The sequence below is a fragment of the Aquiflexum gelatinilyticum genome, assembly GCF_024813435.1.
GTDB lineage: Bacteria > Bacteroidota > Bacteroidia > Cytophagales > Cyclobacteriaceae > Cognataquiflexum > Cognataquiflexum gelatinilyticum.
On the sequence record NZ_JANAEZ010000007.1, the window covers coordinates 64953 to 87027 of the forward strand.

A 22075-nucleotide genomic window follows, 5' to 3' on the forward strand; every position below is an offset into this window, starting at 1 on the left:
TTATAATTTGCCCCCATGCGACATACTTCTTACATAGAAATCAGCAGACAGGCTTACAGGAAAAACATGGATTTTTTGAAATCAGATATAGGTCCCAAAACCGAAATATCCGTAGTCGTCAAAGGAAATGCCTACGGTCACGGTATTGAAAATATTGTGGCTTTGGCAGAAGAAAACGGAATCAAGCACTTCAGCACTTTTAGCGCAGATGAAGCCTTGCGGGTACATGAAGCAAGCAAATCAACCAGTGACGTGATGGTCATGGGGATGTTGGAAAATGAGGATTTGGAAGAAATTATCAGGAAAGGAATCAGCTTTTATGTTTTTGAATTTGATCGATTGGAAGCGGCAATTATTGTGTCCAAAAAGCTCCTAATCAAAGCCAAAATCCATATCGAAGTGGAAACGGGATTCCACCGCACCGGATTTGAATGGGATGAAAAAGAAGCCCTTATCCAACTCCTGAAAGAAAATAGCAGCCACCTTTCTCTCGAGGGATTGTGTACACACTATGCCGGGGCGGAAAGTATCAGCAACTATGTCAGGGTCCGAAAACAGATCAAACGGTACAAAAAATTCAAACAGTGGTTTGATGCACAAAATATCTTCTTTGAAAAATACCATACCGCCTGTTCCGCTGCAACGCTACTTTATCCGGAAACAAAAATGGACTTGGTAAGAATAGGAATAGCCTCTTATGGTTTTTGGCCAACACAAGAAACTTATATGTACAGGTTTCAATCATTGGCAGAAAACAATAAAAACCCGCTCAAGAGGCTCATCAGCTGGAAAAGCAGCATCATGAATACCAAGTCTGTCAAGATGGGGGAATTCATCGGATATGGTTCCAGCTATATGGCACCGCGAAACATGAAGATCGCTTTGGTCCCTATCGGTTATGGACATGGATATAGCAGATGGCTTAGTAATCAGGGCAAAGTCCTGATTTCGGGTAAGATTGTGCCTGTTACCGGAACAGTGACCATGAACAGTATTGCTGTGGACATCACAGACTTGGGACAAGTTCAAAAAGGGGATGAGGTCGTCATCATCGGTGTTCAGGGCGACCATGAAATCACCGTCGCTTCATTTGGAGAGTCAAGCCAGCAGGTGAATTATGAATTACTTACAAGATTGCCATTGGATATCCCAAGAAGGATTGTGGACTAAGCCTCAGGAACGAAAAATCAAAAGACTTTGAATCCTTGGGCGGTGGGGTTCAATGCAGAGGACTTCCCAAAAGATACAATTTGTTGCCTCCCTTTCCTTTCAATTTGCCCATTTCCCAGCTGTAGCTTTTGTCCGATAATCCTTGAATCAAATCTTCCATATCTTCTAAAGTGTAGGTTCGGGCATTGGATACAGCCCCGTCCCAAGCGATGAATAGGGGAAGTATCGGAATCAGGTAAGTAAAAACCAGTTGTTGCCAGGACATGGGACGCACCAGAGGAGTAAAAATAAAGGTCATGATAAAAGCAAATGGCATAGCCAGCCACCAAAGAAAAATGGGGACGGAGTTGTCAGAAATTTCAAAAATCAGGATAGGCTGATTGGCCTCTTTGGCATTTTTCAATATTTTTCTGGCCAGCTCCGGTTTCATGTGATGCATGCTGCTGACCATAGTCCTCAGGCCAACCAAACCCTTGCGAACCTGTGTAGCGTCTAGTGGGTCTGTAAGATAAGCTACCGATGGATCATTTTTTTGATTGATGGATTTGGCTGCTTCATGGTTGGGATACAAGTCACTCAGCATCAACTTGAGATCAGGAAATCTTCCAGAAGTCCTGAGGTTTTCTGCCACATCCAGCATCGGACCACCACTTCCTGAACAGAGATCCAAAATCAAAAGAGCTTCCGATTTTTGCAAACCTTTTTCCACCAGTTTTTCCAATAGACCTGCTGTCCCAAGGATTTTATGAAAGGTCATGATATACCGCGTCATCAATACCCTGATCCGGTCAGGAAACCAAGACATGTCCTCAAATTCAAACAGGTGGATTCTTTTCATTTCATGATAGGATATTGATCAAAAAGCACCATTTATCATTTTTCAGATTGAATTTACTTAATTTTTTGCGTAGTTTTTAAAAACGAAAATCTGTGCTCTCACTTTTTTTCGGATTTTGATTTAAATATGTTATCTAGTTCAGATTCAGGTATTTCGGATTCCATACTCCACTTAATAAGTCTAGGAGTTGGCTGTCCAAAGACAAAGTTTTTATTCCCAAAAGATCAGATTTAATTCCAAATGAAACGCCTTGAATTACGATTTAAAATGAAATAAATTAAACCCCTGTCCCTGTAGGCTTAATCTCTAAATCAAAAAAATGAATCAATCCAATAACCGTCGCTCATTTCTCAAAAAAGCCACAGCAATGGTAGGGGCTTTTTCGGCAAACAGTATTTTTAACGAGCTTCATGCAGCAGAGTGGGATAACTTGGAGAAAACTTACCATGGCCGCGATGCCGTGGAAATGGCATCCAATGAGGATTATTGGGCAGTAATTCAGCAGGGGTATTCCGCAAGCACTTCCCCCATCGTCATGCTCAATAACGGGGGCGTATCCCCAAGTCCGATAGTAGTACAACAAGCTGTGGAGCGGTTTAATCAGATGACCAATCTGGGTCCTTCATACTACATGTGGCAGATTTTGGACCAAGGGAGAGAAAATCTCCGTGAAAGCCTCGCCAAGTTAGGTGGCTGCTCACCGGAAGAAATAGCGATCAACCGCAATGCCACAGAAGCCTTGGTGACGGTCATCTATGGCTTGGATCTCCAAAGAGGAGATGAAGTGATCGGGAGCCATCAAGATTATCCTAACATGATGCAGGCTTGGAAACAGCGGGAAATGAGGGAGGGCATAGTGTACAAACAGCTTGATTTCGAATTTCCTATAGAAGATGATGAACAGATCGTAAGGGCCTACCAAAATGCCATCACCCCAAAAACCAAATTCATCCACATTACCCATGTGGTCAACTGGACTGGTCAGATCATGCCCGTACAAAAGATCGCAAGAATGGCCCATCAAAAAGGCATAGAAGTCATAGTAGACGGAGCACATTCTTATGGCTTATTGGAATTCAATATTCCTGATTTGGAAGGGGACTACTTTGGTACCAGCCTCCACAAGTACCTTTCCGCACCGATTGGCAGCGGCATGCTTTGGGTCAAAAAAGAAAAGATCTCCAAAGTTTGGCCTTTGATCTGTGCAGGGGATCCAAAATCAGGAGATATACGAAAATTTGAAAATCTCGGGACAAGAAGCTTTCCCATCGAGCAGGGAATCGGGGAAGCCCTTAATTTTCACAATGCTATCGGTACCAAAAGAAAAGAGGAAAGAGTCCGGTACTTAAAAGATTATTGGGCTACCAAAGCGGTGGAAATCCCCAAACTTAAGCTTCACACTTCTTTAAAAAAAGAGTACAGCTGTGCCTTGGCCTGTATCTCCATAGATGGGCTAAGCCCATCTGAAGTCTACTCTCAACTGATCAAATTAGGCAAAATCCAAACTTCACCCATTGCATTGGGCAAACTGAATGTGGTCAGAATCTCACCCCATGTGTATACCAAGATTTCGGATTTGGATAAGTTGGTGGAATGCCTGTCAAAAATTTCAAAGGGATAGAAATCCGATTTCAATAACTTAAGGTTTTGAAATCTTGCCCGCCTGCAGGACCTCCAGTTCTCGCGAAAGGCTCTTCAGGTCCTGCATCATAAGGTTGATCTGTGAGCCAAGCTGATCGTACATACTTGCCCTTTCCACAAGTTCATCGCTGAGGTAAATACCCCCGGATCCAAAAAACTTTCCAACCAATTCCTTTTTCTCTTTGGGATTGAGGCTGTCAAAAATTCCCAAACCCATCCATTTTTCGATGATTTCTTCTCTTTTTGAAATTTGTACTTCCTTTTCCGGGTAAATATAATTGAGGTAATACCAAACCGAGGCGGGAAAATATTTAGAAGCTGTCGGTCCCTCCCAAATTTCCTGAAGGTGGTTGCGTTCATGGTTAAAAGTGACCTTCTTCTTGTTGACCAAAATCATCACACCCAAAGTCGCCCCAGCAATACCTGTGGCAAGGGCAATGTATTCACCGGTATTTCCCTGATCAAGATATACAGTAGTCAGGATTGCGCCGGCTGCACCGATGATGATGGAAGAGACGGTCAATTTGGTATCTGTATCTCCTTCTTTTGCTTTGAGGTAATTGGCAATTTGGTCAATGCGCTCCTCTTCACATCCAAGTTCGGCCGACTCCGAGGAAATTTCAAGCTCCGCAAATCCGATTCTTTGTGAAAGTTTCTGATACAATTCCAAGTGGCTAATCCTGTTTTCTAATGTTGGATTGGCGTAAAAAGCTTCCAGGCTGATAATGTACCTTTCCAACAATTCCAAAATCCCCATCGCATTTGCGACGTTGAGGCTATTCTTGGAAAAGTTTTTTTGAAGGCTTTCGGGCAATGATAGGCTATGCAGGGGTGCAGGGATCTGGTCCTCTTGATAATCATAGAAGAATTCCTGAAAGCAATTGCTCTTGTCAAGACGCAGGTTGATATTCGAATCCTGAACACTCGCACAGGAAGCGAACAAAAAAACCAAACTGAGGTATAAACCAAAAAAACCCGGTCTCATGAGTGTGATTTGTTTTTTCTTCTGAGATACATGACTAAGATAAAAACCATAGCACCAGCAATGTAAAAAGGCCATAAGGTCACCAATCCTACAAAAACAGTCAAAAATACCTGCAAGCCATTATCCAAAGCATTGATAATGCGTACCCAAAAACACTTCTTCTTATCTGAGTTCAATTCATAGGGCAGTTCTTCATAAAACTGCACCTGAATCAAACTGAATTTAATCTGCTTGCTGAGGTAGTTGAACTGCCCTTCCATCATCTCAATGTCTGTTCTGACTTCGTTGAGGTTCCGCTCGATTTCCAAGATGTCTTTGACTTCATTTGCCTTGTATAATATTTCTCTATACCTCTTTTCAAGTTCAAGTTTATTTTGGATCCGGCTTTGCAGGTCATAGTAGCGCTCGGTCACATCATCTACATTGGAGTATTTGTTTTCGACCCTGAAGGCTATTCCCGAAATCGCATTCAGCAGGCTGTCGTACCTGTCGGAAGGAACACGGATACTGAGGTTATAGCTTTTTCTGAATTGGTCGTTGTTTTGGGTTTCATTCTCCAAATAGGCCTCGTATCTACCAAGCATACCTTTGATCTGGTGAAAGTCTTTTTCCAAATCTTCTGATTGGAAATTGATCCCTCCTGAGCGGACAAGTTTCTGGCTGATTTCGGGGGAAAGAAGTTTTGAATCTGAAGGAGGTGCTTCTTGTCTGCTGACAGGTATCTCTTGGACTACTTCAAAATCTGAAGAGACAAAATCTACATTTTCAGATGGACTATTGGAACAGGCGGCAACAATAAACGCCAAAGCAAAAAACAGCTTCATAGAATACGGGTTAAAATTCAACCAAAATTTAAGTAAAAAGAACCTAAAAAAATCGTGTTTGATTTACCGTGAAGGAAAACTTGTTTTGGATTGAAAGGGAAAAGGAAAGAAAGGGCTTCTAGTCAGTTATAGTCTTTGGGGGTAAATCTCAATTCAAAAAGTGACTCCATGTTTTTATCCTTGTAATCATATACCATAGAAGCCTGGTTTTCTTTAAAATACTTGAGATCCGGATTGTTTTTGATGTTATCCAATATCTGTTCCCTGAAAAATTCCTTTAACTCATTTTCCTCAAATTTCCCCTTTTCCATGTTTACCAAAGTATAATGGTAGACAAAAATCTCCCCCCTTTTGACAGAAGTACGTTCAAGGCGGATGTTTTCATCTATCATGATGGGGGTAGACTGGTTGATTTCCTGAGAAAGTGAATACAGCTGCCTGTCAAAAATCGAGTCAGTAAAGAAGAGTTTTTTAACTGCAAATGCACCGGTTAAAATGATTATCAATCCAAAAAACAGGATGATCTTTTTTCTTTTGGAAGCCATTTCCTTGGCTTTGGGATTAGAGGGGATCATTGGGTAGCTATTAAGGTGGCTGAAAATTACCTAAATATTTTGGAAATGTATCAAACAGGAAAGCTGGGATTCACCCATTTTTTGACTTTTGTTACCTCTCATAAAACTCAATCGGCAATCCATCCGGATCGGAAATAAATGTGAATCTTTTTCCTGTAAACTCATCTGTTCGGATCGGTTCATAGGATACTTTGTGTTTTTCCATCACTGCCAATACAGCCTCAAGGTTATCCACAGAAAAAGCCAAATGCCTCAAGCCGGTCGCTTCGGGCCTCGAAAGTCTTTTTGGCGGATCGGGAAAAGAAAAAAGTTCGATGATATACTGCCCATTCAAGGCCAAATCCAACTTATAGGAACCACGCTTCTGTCGGTAAACTTCCCGGATGATTTCCAAGCCTAAAATTTCGGTGTAGAATTGCTTTGATTTGGCATAATCCGAACAGATGATGGCAATATGGTGGACATTTTTGAGCAAGTAGTTCATCTGTTTTGGCTAAATTTAACCCGATCAAGATAAATAATATCCCAGGTATGCCCATCCAAATCTTCAATTCTTCTGATCTGCATATATCCTTCATCAATCATTGGGATTGGTTCTTTTCCTCCTGCTTCCAATCCTTTGTTCAAAATTTCGTTGACTTGGTCGAGGCCTTCTACGGGCAGTGTAAAAGAAGCATTAATATAGGTTTTAGGGTCAGATATTGTTTTTCTGTTGTACAATCTGAATACCTCCATCGTCTGTAGCATCACATAGATCTGTTCGCTCCAAACCATACATTTTTGTTGGTTGTCAGAGAAAAGAGGGTCGATAGAAAATCCCAATTGCGTGTAAAAAACCTGTGATTCTTCTAGGTTTTGAACTGGAAGGTTAATAAATATTTGTTTCATTTTCAATGATCGGAAAAATCAATCTAAAACCGGATACAGATTTGTCAAGAATCATTTTGATTATTATTATTCCAATATAAACCCTTTTGAACGAGGTCAAATAGGAATATAAAATCCTAATTGTTTCTTACTTTTTCTTTTCCCAATCCCTTATTGCATTTCCAAAGGCTACAGCATTTTCAGGCTTGAGTTCATCCCATTCACGGCCACACCAAAGTCCATTCACTCCAGCTTCCAATGCCTTGGTCACTACTTCATATACCTGGCTTGGAGAGACATTACAATCATATCCAGGCATATCAAATCCTGGTCGGGCATAAACCAAAGCCTCACCATTTACCCTTTTGACAGCCCTGCTGCATTCTTGGAAAACATAATCGGAACTGAATGCAGTATCCTTTTCCAGATGCTGATGAAGTGTTGGTTCCAACTCCGGGTCATAGCCCAACATGCTCAGGTACATGGGATAGGAATACCGCTGATCCGCATCACCAAACAGAATTTTCTCATAATTGCGCTGGTAATGTCCAAGAGATCGGCGCCCCATGCTATCAAAGTAAACAGCCACGCTCAACCAATCAGAATAGGGTCCCATTTTTCCATAATCCCAAGAGGCGCGCATCATCAAGTCCCAAGTCATGCCATGATCAATATGCCAACCTACCTGAATGTTGGGATTGATATTTTTGATCTGTGTGTATATACGCTTGCGCTGGTTTTCCCGGGAATCCATCCAAAATTGCTCCCATTTAAGCATATCTGGATATTGAAATAGGAGGCGCATAAAAGCAGTAAAATTACCGTCAATTGGCTTTTTTCCTGCATTAATGCTGTTGCCATAATTTTGGAGTTCAATGAGTCCCTTCCTTGCGCCTTCTATACCAATTTTTCTTTCCGCAGCCAGTTTGAGGCAATGCTCACAAAAGCAGGTTCCCGCTGTATTTTTTCCCAATGCAGCCAGGAAAGGACCGGCCCTTTCCTGCCCAAACTTAAATCCATGTAGGTAAGGATGGGCTTTTACCAGGTCCTCAATTACGACCTCCCAATAGCGGTTGTAGCCGGGGTGGTTGAAACAGACATTTTTACCTTTGTTTCCAAAAACATCCACTTCGGCAAATTCCTCAAAACCCGGTATGGCTCCTGTAATGACGTAAGGTTCAAGAATGCGGGCATACACTTTCATTTTCCGAGGCTCGGCCTCGGCCCATAATTCATCCAAAACATCACGGCCTGCATATTTGGCTGTCGGATCTTGCTTGCCCATTTCTGGGTTTGGATACAAAGCCGGATCAGATTTCACCCATATGTTGGTGTATTCTTTACCGTTTTCATCGGTTTTTGGTCGGAAATTTTTTTGATACTGATTAAATACGTGGTCATGGCTAAATGTCATGACGGTATTAATCCCGGCCATTTCCTGCATGGCATCGAGGCTATTTGCTATTCCCTTGTCAAAAAGATACTCGGGTAAAACGGGAGTGCCGATAAAAAAGCCACTATTTTGGTTTGTCTGCTTACCCCATGCCCGTGTGCTAAATGCCGAAAGTGATGCGGCTGCAGTAATGGAAGTTTTAAGGAATTTTCTTCTTTTCATATGACCGATACCTGAAATGGAAATTTGAAATCACTAAAATCTCATTCTCCGGCATAAATAAAAATCCTGCCGGAATAAGGAAGCTACCCGAGATTGGGTAAGATCCTCTCCTTTAAAGTTAATCATTTCCTGAAAATGAAAGAGCTGATTCTGAATGGACTACTAAAAAATGCTAGTTAAAACCCTATTCCCCTTTCACATATTTCCGCCAGTGATGCTCCTCTTGGAATCCAAGGACTTCACGGATTTTGCGATTTGAAAACAAGGCTTCATGTTCGCCCAATTCACGGGTGAGGGGCACACCGGGAAAGAACTTTTCAGCCAATTCTTTGCTTGGGATAATCGCTCCGTTGTGGTCATTGCCGGCATTGAAAACCTGAAAACCCAAGTCATCTTTTTGCAGACACAAGTCCACAATCTGTCCCAAATCACGCGCATCAATATAGCAGAAGGCATTTCTGCGTCGAACTTCGGGGTTTTTGAAATAGTGAGGAAAAAGTTCTGCATATTCATGGGGCTCAATCACATTTCCAATTCGAAGTGCATAAATGTCAAAGCCTGACCTCCGCTGAAAACTGCGTGCCGTATGCTCATTGACAACTTTTGACAAGCCATAGCTGTCCATGGGATCGACATCATAGTCTTCTTCCAAGGGAAGTGATTTGGGATCGGTCGGCCCATCCGAAAAACAGATTCCATAGGTCGTCTCTGAGGAAGCAATGATGATTTTCTTGATACCCATCTTGACAGCCGCTTCGATCACATTGTAAGTTCCGATGGTATTGACCCGGAAAGTTTCATTATCCGGCTTGATCAGAATCCTGGGAACCGCTGCAAAATGAACGACTGCATCAAACTTTGGAATGCCGTTTCCTGGTTCCAACTCATCCAATGCGGCATAAGAACTCATGGCATTGAACATCTGTCCGGAGTCCGTGATATCCGCTGTCAGGTTATCCACCCCGGGATATTTCAAGGGTGTCAGGTCCACATTCACCACACGGTGTCCTTGGTCAAGAAGATAGGGGATGACATGCTTTCCTGCCTTTCCTGATCCACCGGTAAAGAATATTCGTTTTTTAGTCATAGGGTTTTAAGGTTTGATGGTCAATGATTGTTTTTACTTCAGTGCTTTTGGAGATTTTGACTTCTTTGTCAGGAAGAATGTAGGGCTGATTCAGGTCTTAGCCTTCTTCCAATTCATGTCACAATCAATACTTGAAATAAGGTTGCTATTTTCACTTTTTAAATTTCGGTTAAGGTAAAAGAAAAACTTACCGTCTACTGTATGGGCAGCAGCTAATTTATCTCCTCTAACTTTTAGGAAAGTAAGATACTTATTAAAATGCAAAAGCGGTTCAAGTTTGCACCTAAACCGCTATGACTTATCCATCCTGTTGGCTACCGTTTTATTATTCCAATTGACTGTTCATCATTTCAAAAAACTCCGCATCTTTCATTTTCTTTCGGTTGTCTAGTAAGAAATCAGCATCTTGTCCTGCCCTGTATCTCAACTGATTTGTTCCATCAGTTACTGAGTCATAAATTACTTCTGCAACCAAACTTGGTGGGGAAACAGTGTTATTGGGATCCTGCCATTGTTTCATTAAGGCCTTTATCATGGGTTGATAGTCTTCAATATTTCCCGCTTGAAAGTCGAAAGACCGTCCACCAAAATCAGTGGCAATGAATCCCGGTTCTATAACCTTAACTTTTACTCCAATGGCGGCCATTTCATAGTGCAATGACTCTGAAATACCTTCAACTGCAAACTTTGTCCCGTGATAGAGCGAGCCCAGGGCAAACGTCATTTGACCACCGATTGATGAGATATTCACAATTACGCCATTACGGTTTTTTCTGAAATGTGGTATAATCGCTTTGGTAACATCCATTAAGCCAATCACATTGGTATTAAATTGCCTAACAATATTTTCTCGTGGGAATGTTTCCAAAGGTCCGTAAGCTCCATATCCTGCATTGTTGAGAAGCGCATCTATTTTTCCGAATTTTGAAATTCCATTGCTGATTGCTGCTTCAATGGATACTAAATCGAGTACATCCAATCGCTCCAAGTGGACGTTTTCCAAATTGTTTAGTTCTGTTTCCCTTTCAGGTGAACGCATGGTGGCAATTACATTCCATCCCTGTTTTTGAAAATGCAGGGTAGTTGCTTTTCCAATTCCACTGCTTGCTCCTGTGATCAATATGGTTTTTTTCATTTATTTAAAATTACCTATTTAAAAACATCTTGTAAAAATCCTCTTCTGTCATTTCTTTCCTCAAACGTACAATTTCATGTGCATTTGCCGTGATATAAGCGATTTTTGGTCTCACTAATTCAGTAGCATCAACGATCGTTTCTGCGGTATCCTCGGCATATGGTGCAGATGCGAAATTGTTCTCTAAAGATTTAACGCTGGCATCTATTATTGCGCGGTAATCATCCGGAATGTAGGACTGCTCAAGTCGGGCAAAGGCTGTTGCACCAAACCCTGTATTAGCAGCCCCCGGTTGTATTTTTACTACTTCAATGCCCAACGGTGCCACTTCTTGTCGCAGTGCATCTGCCATACCTTCAACGGCATGTTTGGTCGATGCGTACCAACCGAGCATGGGTAGTGAGAATTTACCGATTACTGAAGAAACAATGATGATACGTCCTGACCGTTGCTTACGCATATAGGGAAGAACAGCTTGCTGCAAACGGGCATAACCAAACACGTTGACGTCAAACTGATGCTTGAGGTCATCAATTTTTATGTTCTCGATAGTGGCATATTCACCATAACCAGCATTGTTGATCAATACATCAATGCGGCCTTGTTCTGAAATGATGCGTTCAATTCCGGCACGAACCTGGGAATCATTGGTCACGTCCATTTCAAGAGAATGGCCTCCAATTTTATTGAGATAAGCATTGCCTTCAACATTGATGTCGCCTCCGTAAACGATATGACCCTTGGCTACTAATTTCTCTGCAGTGGCTTTGCCAAAACCCGAGGCAGTGCCTGTGATGATGATTACTTGAGGGCCTTCTTTACGCTCCGCGCTGGAATCATCTTGTGCCTGCGCAACATTTTGATGCAAGCCTGATACAAGAATCAGGCATAGGATAAATACGTAATTCTTAAGATTTTTCATGACTTTTTATTTATGGAGTGAGGTTAAACTTCCTTGTTTAAGGTTAATAAATTCTCTACACCGTTGGCTTTATATATGGCTTTTGTGGTTTCGCTCAGCACTTTGTTATAGTTTTCAATGGATTGTTTTAAGCCCGAAAAATCAACAACGGTTCTGAAAGGCTTTTCGCCAAAAGGCGTGTTTACCAATTGCAATACGGCCTCTGCTACCCGTTCAGGTCTTTGTTCGGGAATGGATTCTACATATGCTACATATCCATTAATAGAGGTTTCGGGAAGACTTGCCATTTCGCCATACTGCTTCATTCTATCGGTATCGCTTGGGCTGATCATTCCACTCATAAAACCCGTAGGAAATCCACCTGGTTCTACTATACAAGATTCAATCCCAAATCCTGAAAGTTCAGCCCGATAACCTTCTGCCAAAGACTCTAAAGCATATTTTGAGGCAGAATAGGAAGCCAAAAAAGGAGTGGTTACTCTACCGATACAGCTTGATGTATGAATAATTGTTCCTTTTCCTTGTTGTTTCAAATGTGGCAAAACAGCTCTCATTAGCCTTTGAACGCCAAACACATTTACATCAAACATTTTTAGGATGTCTCCGGCTGTGAAGCACTCTAGAATTCCGTTTGCACCTATGCCTGCATTATTGAAAACTATATCCAAGCCCTCCATCTGTTCAACGGCTAACTTTACCCCTGCACTTACACTCTCCTCATTGGTCAGATCCATTTCAACCACCGCTACACCTTTTGCTTTAAGCTCATTGGCGATGGCTTCATTTTTTCCCTGCATCGAACGCATTGTTCCCACCACCTGATGTCCGTGTTCTGCCAATAGAATACAGGTCAGACTTCCGAAAGCGCCACTTGCGCCGGTAATTAAAATTTTATGTTTCATCTTTTTCAAATTTTTAAAGATTCGATGAAACAAATATCCTTCAGATTTGAAGGTTGGCTTAACACGAATAGAGGAAGGTTAAACACAAATCGCAGAAAAAAATAGGAAGCTGTTTTGCTCCCTTTATGCTAGTTTAATTGACGGTATTCTTGTGGTGTTTTGCCTGTTTTTTGTTTGAATAGTCTCCCGAAATAATGGGGGTAATTGAAGCCTAAAGTATAGGCTATTCCACTTATAGAATCGGTAGAACCGAGTAGCAAATGTTTGGCTTTGTCTATGAGGAAATCGTTAATGTGGTCTTTTGCAGAACGTCCTGTTTCTTTTGTCAAAAGGTCGCTCAAATAACTAGCCGATAAATGGCAATGGTCTGCTAAATATTGGATAGTAGGTTGACCTTTTTCAATAAGCTGATTTTCGGAAAAGTAATCTTCTAACAACAACTCAACCTTAGAGACAATATCAATATGGCTTGCTGCACGGGTATTGAATTGTCTTTCGTAAAATCGCTTGCTGTAATTAAGTAACAATTCAATATTAGAAACTAATACTTGCTGACTGTGATTGTCAATTCGCTCTTTGATTTCATCTTGAATCAGCAGAACAATTTGATTGAGTGTATTTTGTTCATTTTCAGAAAGATGCAATGCTTCGTGAACTTCGTAGTTAAAGAAGTTGTAAGCGTCAATTTTTGAGCCAAGGGCAGTGTTTCTGATAAGGTCAGGATGAAAGTAAAGCATCCAACCTTGTACTTCGTTTAGTGCTTGCGGTTTTTTAACCGTAATGACCTGCATCGGTGCGGTAAAAATCAAAACACCATCATCAAAATCATATGGATTTCGCCCGTAATCAATTCCGCAACTCGAATCCTTTAGAGCAATGCAGTACAAATCGGAAGTAAATTTTTTGCCAACCGTTTCCTCTCCATAAGCTAGTTTTTGGGTGTCAAGAATGGTAATCAACGGGTGTGTTGGCTTATCCAAGCCAAATACAGCCCTGATTTCAGTTATTGATTTTGAATGAATAATATGCTCTCTCATCCTATATTTTTTCCAAAACTACTATGGCTTTATGAAATTCCTTAACACAAATCGCTGAATGCTTAACATGTTTTGGTTTTAATTTAGCTAACGGTTTGCAGCTACCATAAGGTGGCGATTTCGAAGCACTTCACTGTCAACCAAGCACAAACTTTGATAGAAGCACAAAGCATGATTTAACCACTGAACCGCCACTTTTGGGTAGGTGCTGTTATATGGCGTTTTTTTTCATTGGTTTTCATCGTCAAATTTGAAGATATCTTCTTCATTGTCAATCATATATTTTAGGCACTTTTCAAAGTCACTTTTAACAGTCTTGCTTAGAAACTGTTTCCAATGAGGTTCATCTTCATGTCTAATAAATGCGAACAAAGCCAACGCATACGCCCATTCGTCAATTTTTAAATATCCTAAATTACTGTAACCCCAACGGTCTGTTTGATTATAAAACTGAAAAGAACAATTCGCATTGAAAATACCAAGTCCGAAAAAGACTGTTGTAAAGTCAGTGAGCATTTCATCGTTTTGCTCAAGCTTTTTTTCACCAAGCAATTTTACATGAGAAAGTTCATGAGCAATTGTTGCAATTAACCTGTCAGGGCTTTCTAATAATGCGTCGTCAAGTGAAATACTGTACTTGCCATCAATTTTTTCATGATGATATAATCCTGCGGCTTCTGGATTTTCGGGGTCTGATTCAATAAATATCACAGATGTCCCCATGTTAATGTCTTTTAGTCCATTGTCATAGAAGTCAACCTTAATGTCATTTGGGTCAAGCTCCATATTGCTACAAATAATTTTAAGGGCTTCAAATGCATTGTCTCTGCTTTTATTCCATTTTATTGGAAAGTCTGATATTGTTGGCGTCAGGATTCTACGCTCTTCTATTTTTGGTTCAGGAAACTCCTGCATCAGCCAAAGAAAATTGTTCTCGAAGTACTTTCTCAGCTCTTTGTCGAGTGGCTCGTATTTCTTATTTGAATTAAAAAAGTTGAACATGGTCGTCTTTTAAAATGCCCTTTAACTTACTTATATATACCAAGGGAATACATACCCTTCCATTTCAGCGGAGTATGTATACCTTTCTTACTTTTATTTATAGATCACAAATGGCGATTTGATTTTTTTAATACAGTTGCACCTGACATGAGTATGGATTTCACATTTCCAGCCGTTTTGTTGTCCAACAATCTACTGAACATAACGAAGATCTGTTCCACTATCCAAAATTGGATGGGAGAGGATTTCTTTGTTCTCACCTCTTTTCTTTACAATCTACCCCAAAATCTCCCCAACATTCCCTTTGATGTTTTCGGCGATCTTGGCCATCGGCAGGTCGTTGCTGTCGGTACCAAAGGGATCTTCGATTTCCTCGGCGATCAGTTCCAAACTCGCCAATACATAGAATATAAAAGTCGTCACTGGAATGGTAAAATATCCCATCGAAAGCGCCAAGCCAAAGGGTAATGTCGCCACATAGATAAAGATAAATTTCTTTATAAATGCGCTGTAGCTAAATGGAATCGGGGTATTCTTGATCCGCTCGCAGGCACCGCAGATGTCAGTGAAGGAACTGATTTCTCCATTGAGGACGATGAGTTGGTCCCCGCTGATGATTTTGTTCTTGTATAAGTTATGGACTTTGAAAATCATGCTTTCAGCCACTTTATTGGGTACATGTACTTTGTGACCAAAGTCGGGCAGCTCGGGATGGGGATTTTCATCAAGTTGGAGCATGGTACTGTCTTTTTGGAGATGCCTACGAAGTGCCAAAGCATACAGCGGAATCACTTGCTTAAAAAATGTCCTGGAGCCGTGGTCTTCTACCGGCAAAAAAACCTGGAGTTTGATGGCGAGATTCCGGCTGTTGTTCACAAGGCTTCCCCAGTGCTTCCGTCCTTCCCACCACCTGTCGTAAGCCGTATTGGTCCTGAAAACCAGTAACATCGAGATCGCAAAACCCAATAGTGTATGCATGATGGTGATGTTTCGAGCATCGCTGTTTTCAGACAACTTCAAGTAATTGACCTCTAAATACACGATCCCCCAAGAGTATAGCGCTATAAAAATCAATGTTGGTATTAAGGGGCGGAGGGTATCTGCCTTTGGAATTCTGAAAATGGCTAGGAGCCAGTCTTTGGAGTTGTAGTAAAACATGTTTCGGAGAAAAAAGGAATACTGCGAATATAATGGAAAAGGGTGGAAAGGATGAAGGATGAGGGATGAAGGCTGAGGTGAGAGGTGAGGAAGTTGGGAACTGGGAGTAGAGTCTCTTTTTTTCCCCTTTGCGATTTAGCGGCTTTGCGAGAAATAAATAGCAGTTCTCTTGCTTCTGGAGAAGCAGAATAGCAACAAAAAAGCCCCCATTTCTGGAGGCTTTTTTTGCGTCATTGCGTCTTTGCGTGAGATTTTATCTCGGTGACTTGGTGCCTTTGTGGGCCTCTAAATTTTTAAGAAAAAGGATATTTCCCTTTCTCAATCATATAGTCCGCAACCTGCCTTCTCAACTCTTTGGTATTGACAAGGTCAGCTTTGGTATAGCGCTTCAATCCCATCAACATCACTTTCTGCTCGTCACCTTTGGTAAATGCCGCAATGGCTTCTTTGGCTGCTGTCTGGATTTTTTCCACAGCTTCAAAAAGATATACCTGCGTCATCGCAATCTGCGGCAGACAGGCCTCTTCACCTCTCATGCCCACGAGTTTTTCTGTTCTCAGGATGACAGACTCCGCAGCATAGATTTCAATCATCAGGTCTGCAAGGTTCATCATGACTTCCTGCTCGGATTCGATTTTGTCTGCCAAAGCCATCGCTGCTTTTCCGCCCACCATCAGAAATACTTTTTTGAGTTTCTTGATGGTTTCTTTTTCTGCTGCAAAAAGCTCTGAAGTATCCACCGTCTCGAAGCTCGGCACAGAAGTCAACTCCGCAGAAACAGCCATGGCCGGTTCGAAGAGGTTGATTTCTCCTTTCATCGCCCTCTTGAGCAACATGCCCACCATCAGCATGCGGTTGATTTCGTTTGTTCCTTCGTAAATCCTGGAAATACGGGCATCCCTATAAGCGCGCTCCATCGGTGCATCGGCAGAATAGCCCATACCGCCATATACCTGCACGCCCTGATCCACAACATAGTCGAGTACTTCCGAACCGTGAACTTTCGCTATTGCCGCTTCAATGGCAAATTCCTCCAAGGCTTTCAATTTAGCCTGTGCATCCGGCATGCCTTCGGCAGCAAGTGCATCCATTCTGTCTTCAATATCCTGACCGGCACGGTAGCAAAGTGATTCGCAGGCATAAGTCCTGACGGCCATTTCTGCCAATTTTTGCTTGATAGCACCAAAGGAATTGATCGAAACTCCAAACTGCTTACGCTCTCCGGCATACTTCACCGACATCGAAGCCACAGATCTACAGCCACCCAAAACGCCTGCACCGAGTTTGATCCTTCCGATATTGAGGATGTTTACAGCGATTTTGAAACCGTTTTGTCTTTCGGAAAGCATGTTTTCCACAGGAACTTTGCAGTCATTGAAAAATACCTGACGGGTGGATGATCCTTTGATTCCCATCTTCTTCTCTTCTTCATTCATGGTAATGCCACCAAATCCTTTTTCCACAATAAATGCGGTAAGGTTTTTATCGTTTTCGATTTTGGCAAAGACGATGAACAGGTCTGCAAATCCCGCATTGGAGATCCACATTTTTTGTCCGTTGATGAGGTAGTGCTTGCCATCTTCGGTCAGAGTAGCTTTGGTCTTGCCACTGTTGGCATCCGAACCTGCATCCGGCTCGGTGAGACAATAGCAAGCTGCCCATTCTCCTGTAGCCAACTTGGGTAGGTATTTGGATTTTTGGTCCTCAGTACCATAATACAAAATAGGAAGCGTACCGATACCGGTATGTGCGCCGTAAGTGGTGGAAAAAGATCCCGCTCCACCGATGATGTCAGCGATGAGCATAGAAGAGTTGAAACTCATCCCCATGCCGCCGAATTCCTCAGGAACGGCGATTCCCAGGAGACCGAGATCTCCGGCTTTTTTGAATATGGAGGGAACGAGTTCAGGATGTTTCATGCTGTCGATTTCCTCACTGCGTGGATGGATTTCGGTATCGATAAAATCCTGACAGGCCTGAGCCATCATTTTTTGTTCTTCAGTAAATTCTTCAAAAATGAAGATGTCCTTCGCTTCGGTTTCCTTGACAAGGAATTCGCCGCCGTTGATTGAATTTTTGGTTATTGTGCTCATAATTGTAGACATAAGACACAAGACGCTAGACATAAGATAAACTAGACTACCGCTTATGTTTGGTTATTTATTTTTCAAATTTTATGATGAGTGAATAAAGCATTTTTTGAATTTCTGTCACTTCTAAAGAGATTTCTTCTAATTGGTCTGCGCCAATATATTCCAATTCGAAACCTATGTAGAGTTGGGTTTCCAATTCGCAAATAGAACCATGGGATATTCCGAGAAAATTGACAAACTCACCGTTTGTTCTTCTTCCTGCTCCTTCAGCAATATTGGATGGAACTGATACAGCGCATCTTCTGATCTGTGATGTCAATCCAAACCTTTCATCAGAAGGAAATTTTTGAGACAATTTATAGACTTTGACAGCTAGCTTGATTGATCTTTTCCAGACATTCAATTCTTTATAATTATGCATATCGTTAAGATTTAAGTTTTTAAAATCTTGTGTCTTGAGTCTTATGTCTTTTGTCTCTCTTACACTTGACTTCAAACATTACCGCAATAACTCAAACACCCCAGCCACACCCTGACCTCCGCCGACGCAGGCAGTGACAAGCCCGTACTTTTTGTTTTGTCTGCGGAGTTCGTGAAAAAGCTGCACGGAAAGTTTGGCTCCGGTACATCCTAGCGGGTGGCCGAGTGCGACTGCACCTCCATTGACATTGACTTTGCTGATGTCCATATCGAGGGACTTGATTACTGCCAAACCCTGTGCAGCAAAAGCCTCATTCAATTCGATCAGGTCAATTTTATCCAATGTCAATCCGGCTTGTTTCAGCGCTTTGGGTACGGCTTCTTTCGGACCGATGCCCATGATTCTAGGATCTACGCCAGCTACGGAATAAGACATCATCCTGGCGATCGGCTCAAGGTTGAGTTCTTTGACCATCCGCTCTGACATGACGACCACGAATGCGGCCCCGTCAGAGGTTTGGGAGGAATTTCCCGCTGTTACCTGTCCGTTCATTTTGAAGGCCGGCTTGAGGTTAGCAAGGACTTCAGGAGTCGTGCCTGCCCTTGGACCTTCGTCTGTGTCAACGATGGTTTTTCTGGTTTTCCTTTTCCCTTTTTCATCGAGATAAGTTTCTTCTACTTCTACCGGGACGATCTGTTCTTTGAATTTTCCTGCTGAGATGGCTGCCAAAGCTTTGGTATGGGAATTTGCAGAAAACTCATCTGCCTGCTCGCGGGTGATTTCGTAGTCCTTGGCGAGTTCCTCGGCGGTCAAACCCATGCTCAGGTAATATTCCGGAGTCTGGGAGGCGATTTTCCAGTTGAGGACAGTTTTATATCCCATCATTGGGAGCATGGACATGGACTCCGTCCCGCCTGCAATGATGCAATCAGCCATTCCTGCTTTGATTTTTCCTACTGCAAGCGCTATCGCTTCCAATCCCGAACCGCAGTATCTGTTGATGATAAAACCCGGGTTGTCGATACCGAGTGCCAAAAGGGAAATCATCCTTCCCATCTGCATGCCTTGCTCGGCTTCCGGGATGGCATTGCCAACGATGAGGTCATCGACCATTTTATTTTCCAATCCGGGCGTGTTGGCCACAAGGTGCTTGATCACATCTGAGGCCAGGTCATCTGGTCGGTAGAATCTGAAGCCGCCTTTTTTGGCTTTTCCTACCGCCGATCTATATCCGTTTACTATATATGCTTCCATGTTGTCTTCTTAATTTTAGGTTATTTGTTGAAATCCAAACTTTTTTTCCTTTTTGGATTTATAGATTTGAGATGTGAGAATTGAGATGTGAGACAGTCTCATATCTCACGTCTTATATCTCACATCTATTTTTCAGTTTCTCAGTGGTTTTCCCTTAAACAGAATACTATGTATCCTTTCCAGGGTTTTTTTCTCCCCTGTCAAGCTCAAGAATGCTTCGCGCTCAAGATCGAGTAAAAACTGTTCGCTGACTTCGGTCGCAGATGACAGATCGCCTCCTGACATGACCCAACCCAATTTCCTTGCAATTTTGGCGTCGTGTTGGGAAATGTAATTGCCATAGACCATGCCTGTGATGCCCGCTTCGAAAAGTGCCAGCGAGGTTTTTCCCAAGACCTTGATATTGGTCTGCTGCACAGGTTGGATATATCCGGCTTCATACAAAGCCAAAACTTTAGCCTTGGCATCGGCGAGCTGACGCTTGCGGTTGATGGTGATAGCATCTTTAACTTGTAAGTATCCCAATCCTCTTGCCTCAGCAGCCGAAGTAGAAACCTTGGCAGTGGCGATGTTCATGAAATATTCCTGAAGCCTGTTGAGCTCCACATCACCTGCTTTGGATTCATTCGAAAAACGAAGCGTCATCTCTTTGGTACCACCGCCGGCAGGAATCAATCCCACACCAAACTCCACCAAACCCATATACAATTCTGCATGGGCCTGTACGGCATCTGCATGAAGCGAAAGTTCACAACCTCCTCCAAGAGCCATATTATGCGGTGCTACTACTACCGGAACGGAAGAATACCGTGCACGCATCATGGTGTTTTGGAATCCGGCAATCATCAAGTTGATTTCGTCAAACTCCTGATCTCCGGCAAACATGAACAACATGGCAAGGTTGGCTCCGGCGGAGAAGTTTCCTCCTTCATTACCGATGACAAGACCTTTATAGGATTTTTCTGCCATATTGATCGCGGTATTGATTCCTTCGATCACTTCTTGACCGATAGAGTTCATCTTGGTATGGAATTCCAAACCGATGACATCATCACCCAAATCGTAGACGGTCGTACCGGCATTGCCCCAAAGTTTTTTGTTGGCTGCCTTGAGTGTGTCAAGGATGATAAAATCTTCCACGCCGGGTATTGGCAAATAGGATTTAGAAGGAATGTCGTAGTATCTACGCTGTCCGCCTTCCACTTTATAGAAAGATGCATGTCCTGCAGCAAGCATTTCATGAACCCAAGCAGCAGCTTTTTCTCCTGCAGCTTCCATCTTCTCTACCGTATCTTTGACACCAAGGATATCCCATGTTTCAAAGGGACCCAATTCCCAACCAAAACCTGCCGAAACAGCTTGGTCGATTCTGTATAATTCGTCGGAGATTTCAGGGATCCTGTGGGAGCAATATTTGAAGAGGTCATAAAAGGACGCCCTGTAAAATTCACCCGCACGGTCATCGAAGTTCACCAAGAATTTGATTCTCTTCTTCAGGTCATCGATTTCTTTGGAAGCCTCCAAGGCTTTGAATTTTGGTTTTTCTGTGTCTTTGTATTCAAAAGTCTTCAAATCAAGTTCTTTCAGTTCTTTAGTCCCGTCCTTGTGGCGGATCATTTTGAAATATCCCTGACCGGTTTTGTCCCCCAACCATTTGTTGTCAAACAATACCTTGACAATATTTGGGAGAAGAAATTTGTCTCTTGATTCATCGTGGGTCAATGTCTTGTAAAGGTTATTGGAGACATTGACAGTGGTATCCAAACCGACCACATCCATGGTTCTGAAAGTAGCCGACTTTGCCCTACCGATAATCGGTCCGGTAAGTTTGTCTACCTCAGATACACTAAGACCCATTTTTTCTATGGCATGCATCCCTGAAATGATGGCATAAACCCCGATCCTGTTGGCGATGAATGCGGGAGTATCTTTACATAAAACAGTTTCTTTGCCTAAAAACCTATCCCCAAAATCCATGAGGAAGTCGATGACCTCGGGATTTGTTTTTGGTCCAGGGATGATTTCTAACAACCTGAGGTATCTTGGCGGATTGAAAAAGTGGGTTCCGGCAAAGTTGACCTGAAAGTCTTCTGACCTGCCTTCACTCATCAAGTGCATCGGAATACCCGAAGTATTGGAAGTGATCAAAGTTCCAGGTTTCCTGTATTTCTCTACTTTCTCAAAAAGTGATTGCTTGATGTCCAACCTTTCGACTACGACTTCCATGACCCAATCGTAGTCTTTGATTTTTGGCAAATCATCATCAAAATTTCCTGTGGTAATCCTTGAAATTGACGCAGCATCGTACAATGACGCAGGCTTTGCCTTCATCGTGTTGTCAAGCGCAGTATTCACAATCCGGTTCCTGACGGATTTATCACTGACGGTCAGGCCCTTTTTCTTTTCATCCTCATTAGGCTCGTTGGGGACAATATCAAGAAGCAAAACCTGCACGCCGATATTGGCAAAATGGCAGGCAATCCTTGACCCCATCACTCCTGAACCTAAAATAGCTACTTTCTTAATGGTTCTTTTCATAAAATGTGTTG

20 protein-coding genes are annotated in these 22075 nt (G+C 42.3%); 2 read left to right on the plus strand and 18 right to left on the minus strand.

Annotation, left to right across the window (positions count from 1 at the left end; all coding sequences use genetic code 11):
* Positions 1 to 15 precede the first annotated feature (15 nt).
* A complete protein-coding gene (gene alr, locus NK987_RS15275; RefSeq protein WP_259264552.1) occupies positions 16 to 1170 on the plus strand; it encodes an alanine racemase in 1155 nt (384 codons plus the stop codon).
* Positions 1171 to 1219: 49 nt separating this feature from the next.
* Here the strand turns inward: alr and NK987_RS15280 are convergent, their stop codons facing one another.
* Positions 1220 to 2008: a hypothetical protein gene (locus NK987_RS15280; RefSeq protein WP_259264553.1), complete on the minus strand. Its 789-nt coding sequence runs from the start codon at positions 2006 to 2008 to the stop codon at positions 1220 to 1222.
* 319 nt (positions 2009 to 2327) lie between these two features.
* Here NK987_RS15280 and NK987_RS15285 point away from each other — a divergent pair, with 319 nt between their 5' ends.
* Positions 2328 to 3629, plus strand: a complete 1302-nt coding sequence (locus NK987_RS15285; protein WP_259264554.1) for an aminotransferase class V-fold PLP-dependent enzyme — start codon at positions 2328 to 2330, stop codon at positions 3627 to 3629.
* Positions 3630 to 3647: 18 nt separating this feature from the next.
* Here NK987_RS15285 and NK987_RS15290 read toward each other — a convergent pair whose 3' ends face one another.
* From NK987_RS15290 to NK987_RS15370, 17 genes are all read right to left on the minus strand, one after another.
* Entirely contained in the window at positions 3648 to 4634 is a 987-nt protein-coding gene (locus NK987_RS15290) for an AAA family ATPase (protein WP_259264555.1), read from the minus strand.
* Positions 4631 to 5458, minus strand: coding sequence for a DUF4349 domain-containing protein (locus NK987_RS15295; RefSeq protein WP_259264556.1), 828 nt, complete (start codon positions 5456 to 5458; stop codon positions 4631 to 4633). The genes NK987_RS15290 and NK987_RS15295 overlap by 4 nt, the downstream gene beginning before the upstream one ends.
* Before the next feature lie 122 nt (positions 5459 to 5580).
* A complete protein-coding gene (locus NK987_RS15300) occupies positions 5581 to 6033 on the minus strand; it encodes a hypothetical protein (protein ID WP_259264557.1) in 453 nt (150 codons plus the stop codon).
* A gap of 91 nt (positions 6034 to 6124) precedes the next feature.
* Entirely contained in the window at positions 6125 to 6517 is a 393-nt protein-coding gene (gloA2, locus tag NK987_RS15305) for an SMU1112c/YaeR family gloxylase I-like metalloprotein (RefSeq protein WP_258422271.1), read from the minus strand.
* Complete coding sequence (locus NK987_RS15310) at positions 6514 to 6921, minus strand: VOC family protein (protein WP_258422270.1); 408 nt, start codon at positions 6919 to 6921, stop codon at positions 6514 to 6516. The genes gloA2 and NK987_RS15310 overlap by 4 nt, the downstream gene beginning before the upstream one ends.
* Positions 6922 to 7048: 127 nt before the next feature.
* Positions 7049 to 8515: a hypothetical protein gene (locus tag NK987_RS15315; RefSeq protein WP_259264558.1), complete on the minus strand. Its 1467-nt coding sequence runs from the start codon at positions 8513 to 8515 to the stop codon at positions 7049 to 7051.
* 184 nt (positions 8516 to 8699) lie between these two features.
* Positions 8700 to 9602 (minus strand): NAD-dependent epimerase/dehydratase family protein, encoded by a 903-nt coding sequence (locus NK987_RS15320; RefSeq protein WP_259264559.1) that lies wholly within the window; start codon positions 9600 to 9602, stop codon positions 8700 to 8702.
* A gap of 325 nt (positions 9603 to 9927) precedes the next feature.
* The gene (locus tag NK987_RS15325) at positions 9928 to 10737 is read right to left on the minus strand and encodes an SDR family oxidoreductase (RefSeq protein ID WP_259264560.1); all 810 of its coding nucleotides are present in this window, start codon (positions 10735 to 10737) and stop codon (positions 9928 to 9930) included.
* 10 nt (positions 10738 to 10747) lie between these two features.
* On the minus strand, positions 10748 to 11659 hold the full coding sequence (locus NK987_RS15330; RefSeq protein ID WP_259264561.1) for an SDR family NAD(P)-dependent oxidoreductase: 912 nt from the start codon (positions 11657 to 11659) through the stop codon (positions 10748 to 10750).
* Positions 11660 to 11682: 23 nt separating this feature from the next.
* Positions 11683 to 12561: an SDR family oxidoreductase gene (locus NK987_RS15335; protein ID WP_259264562.1), complete on the minus strand. Its 879-nt coding sequence runs from the start codon at positions 12559 to 12561 to the stop codon at positions 11683 to 11685.
* A gap of 128 nt (positions 12562 to 12689) precedes the next feature.
* Positions 12690 to 13598: a helix-turn-helix domain-containing protein gene (locus NK987_RS15340; RefSeq protein ID WP_259264563.1), complete on the minus strand. Its 909-nt coding sequence runs from the start codon at positions 13596 to 13598 to the stop codon at positions 12690 to 12692.
* 228 nt (positions 13599 to 13826) lie between these two features.
* Positions 13827 to 14600 (minus strand): hypothetical protein, encoded by a 774-nt coding sequence (locus NK987_RS15345; RefSeq protein WP_259264564.1) that lies wholly within the window; start codon positions 14598 to 14600, stop codon positions 13827 to 13829.
* A 276-nt stretch (positions 14601 to 14876) separates the two neighbouring features.
* Positions 14877 to 15758 (minus strand): bestrophin family protein, encoded by an 882-nt coding sequence (locus NK987_RS15350; RefSeq protein ID WP_259264565.1) that lies wholly within the window; start codon positions 15756 to 15758, stop codon positions 14877 to 14879.
* A gap of 293 nt (positions 15759 to 16051) precedes the next feature.
* Positions 16052 to 17851, minus strand: coding sequence for an acyl-CoA dehydrogenase family protein (locus NK987_RS15355; RefSeq protein ID WP_259264566.1), 1800 nt, complete (start codon positions 17849 to 17851; stop codon positions 16052 to 16054).
* 67 nt (positions 17852 to 17918) lie between these two features.
* Positions 17919 to 18272, minus strand: a complete 354-nt coding sequence (locus NK987_RS15360) for a four helix bundle protein (RefSeq protein WP_258422260.1) — start codon at positions 18270 to 18272, stop codon at positions 17919 to 17921.
* A 78-nt stretch (positions 18273 to 18350) separates the two neighbouring features.
* A complete protein-coding gene (locus NK987_RS15365) occupies positions 18351 to 19526 on the minus strand; it encodes a thiolase family protein (protein WP_259264567.1) in 1176 nt (391 codons plus the stop codon).
* Positions 19527 to 19658: 132 nt separating this feature from the next.
* Positions 19659 to 22064: a 3-hydroxyacyl-CoA dehydrogenase/enoyl-CoA hydratase family protein gene (locus NK987_RS15370; RefSeq protein WP_259264568.1), complete on the minus strand. Its 2406-nt coding sequence runs from the start codon at positions 22062 to 22064 to the stop codon at positions 19659 to 19661.
* Positions 22065 to 22075 lie beyond the last annotated feature (11 nt).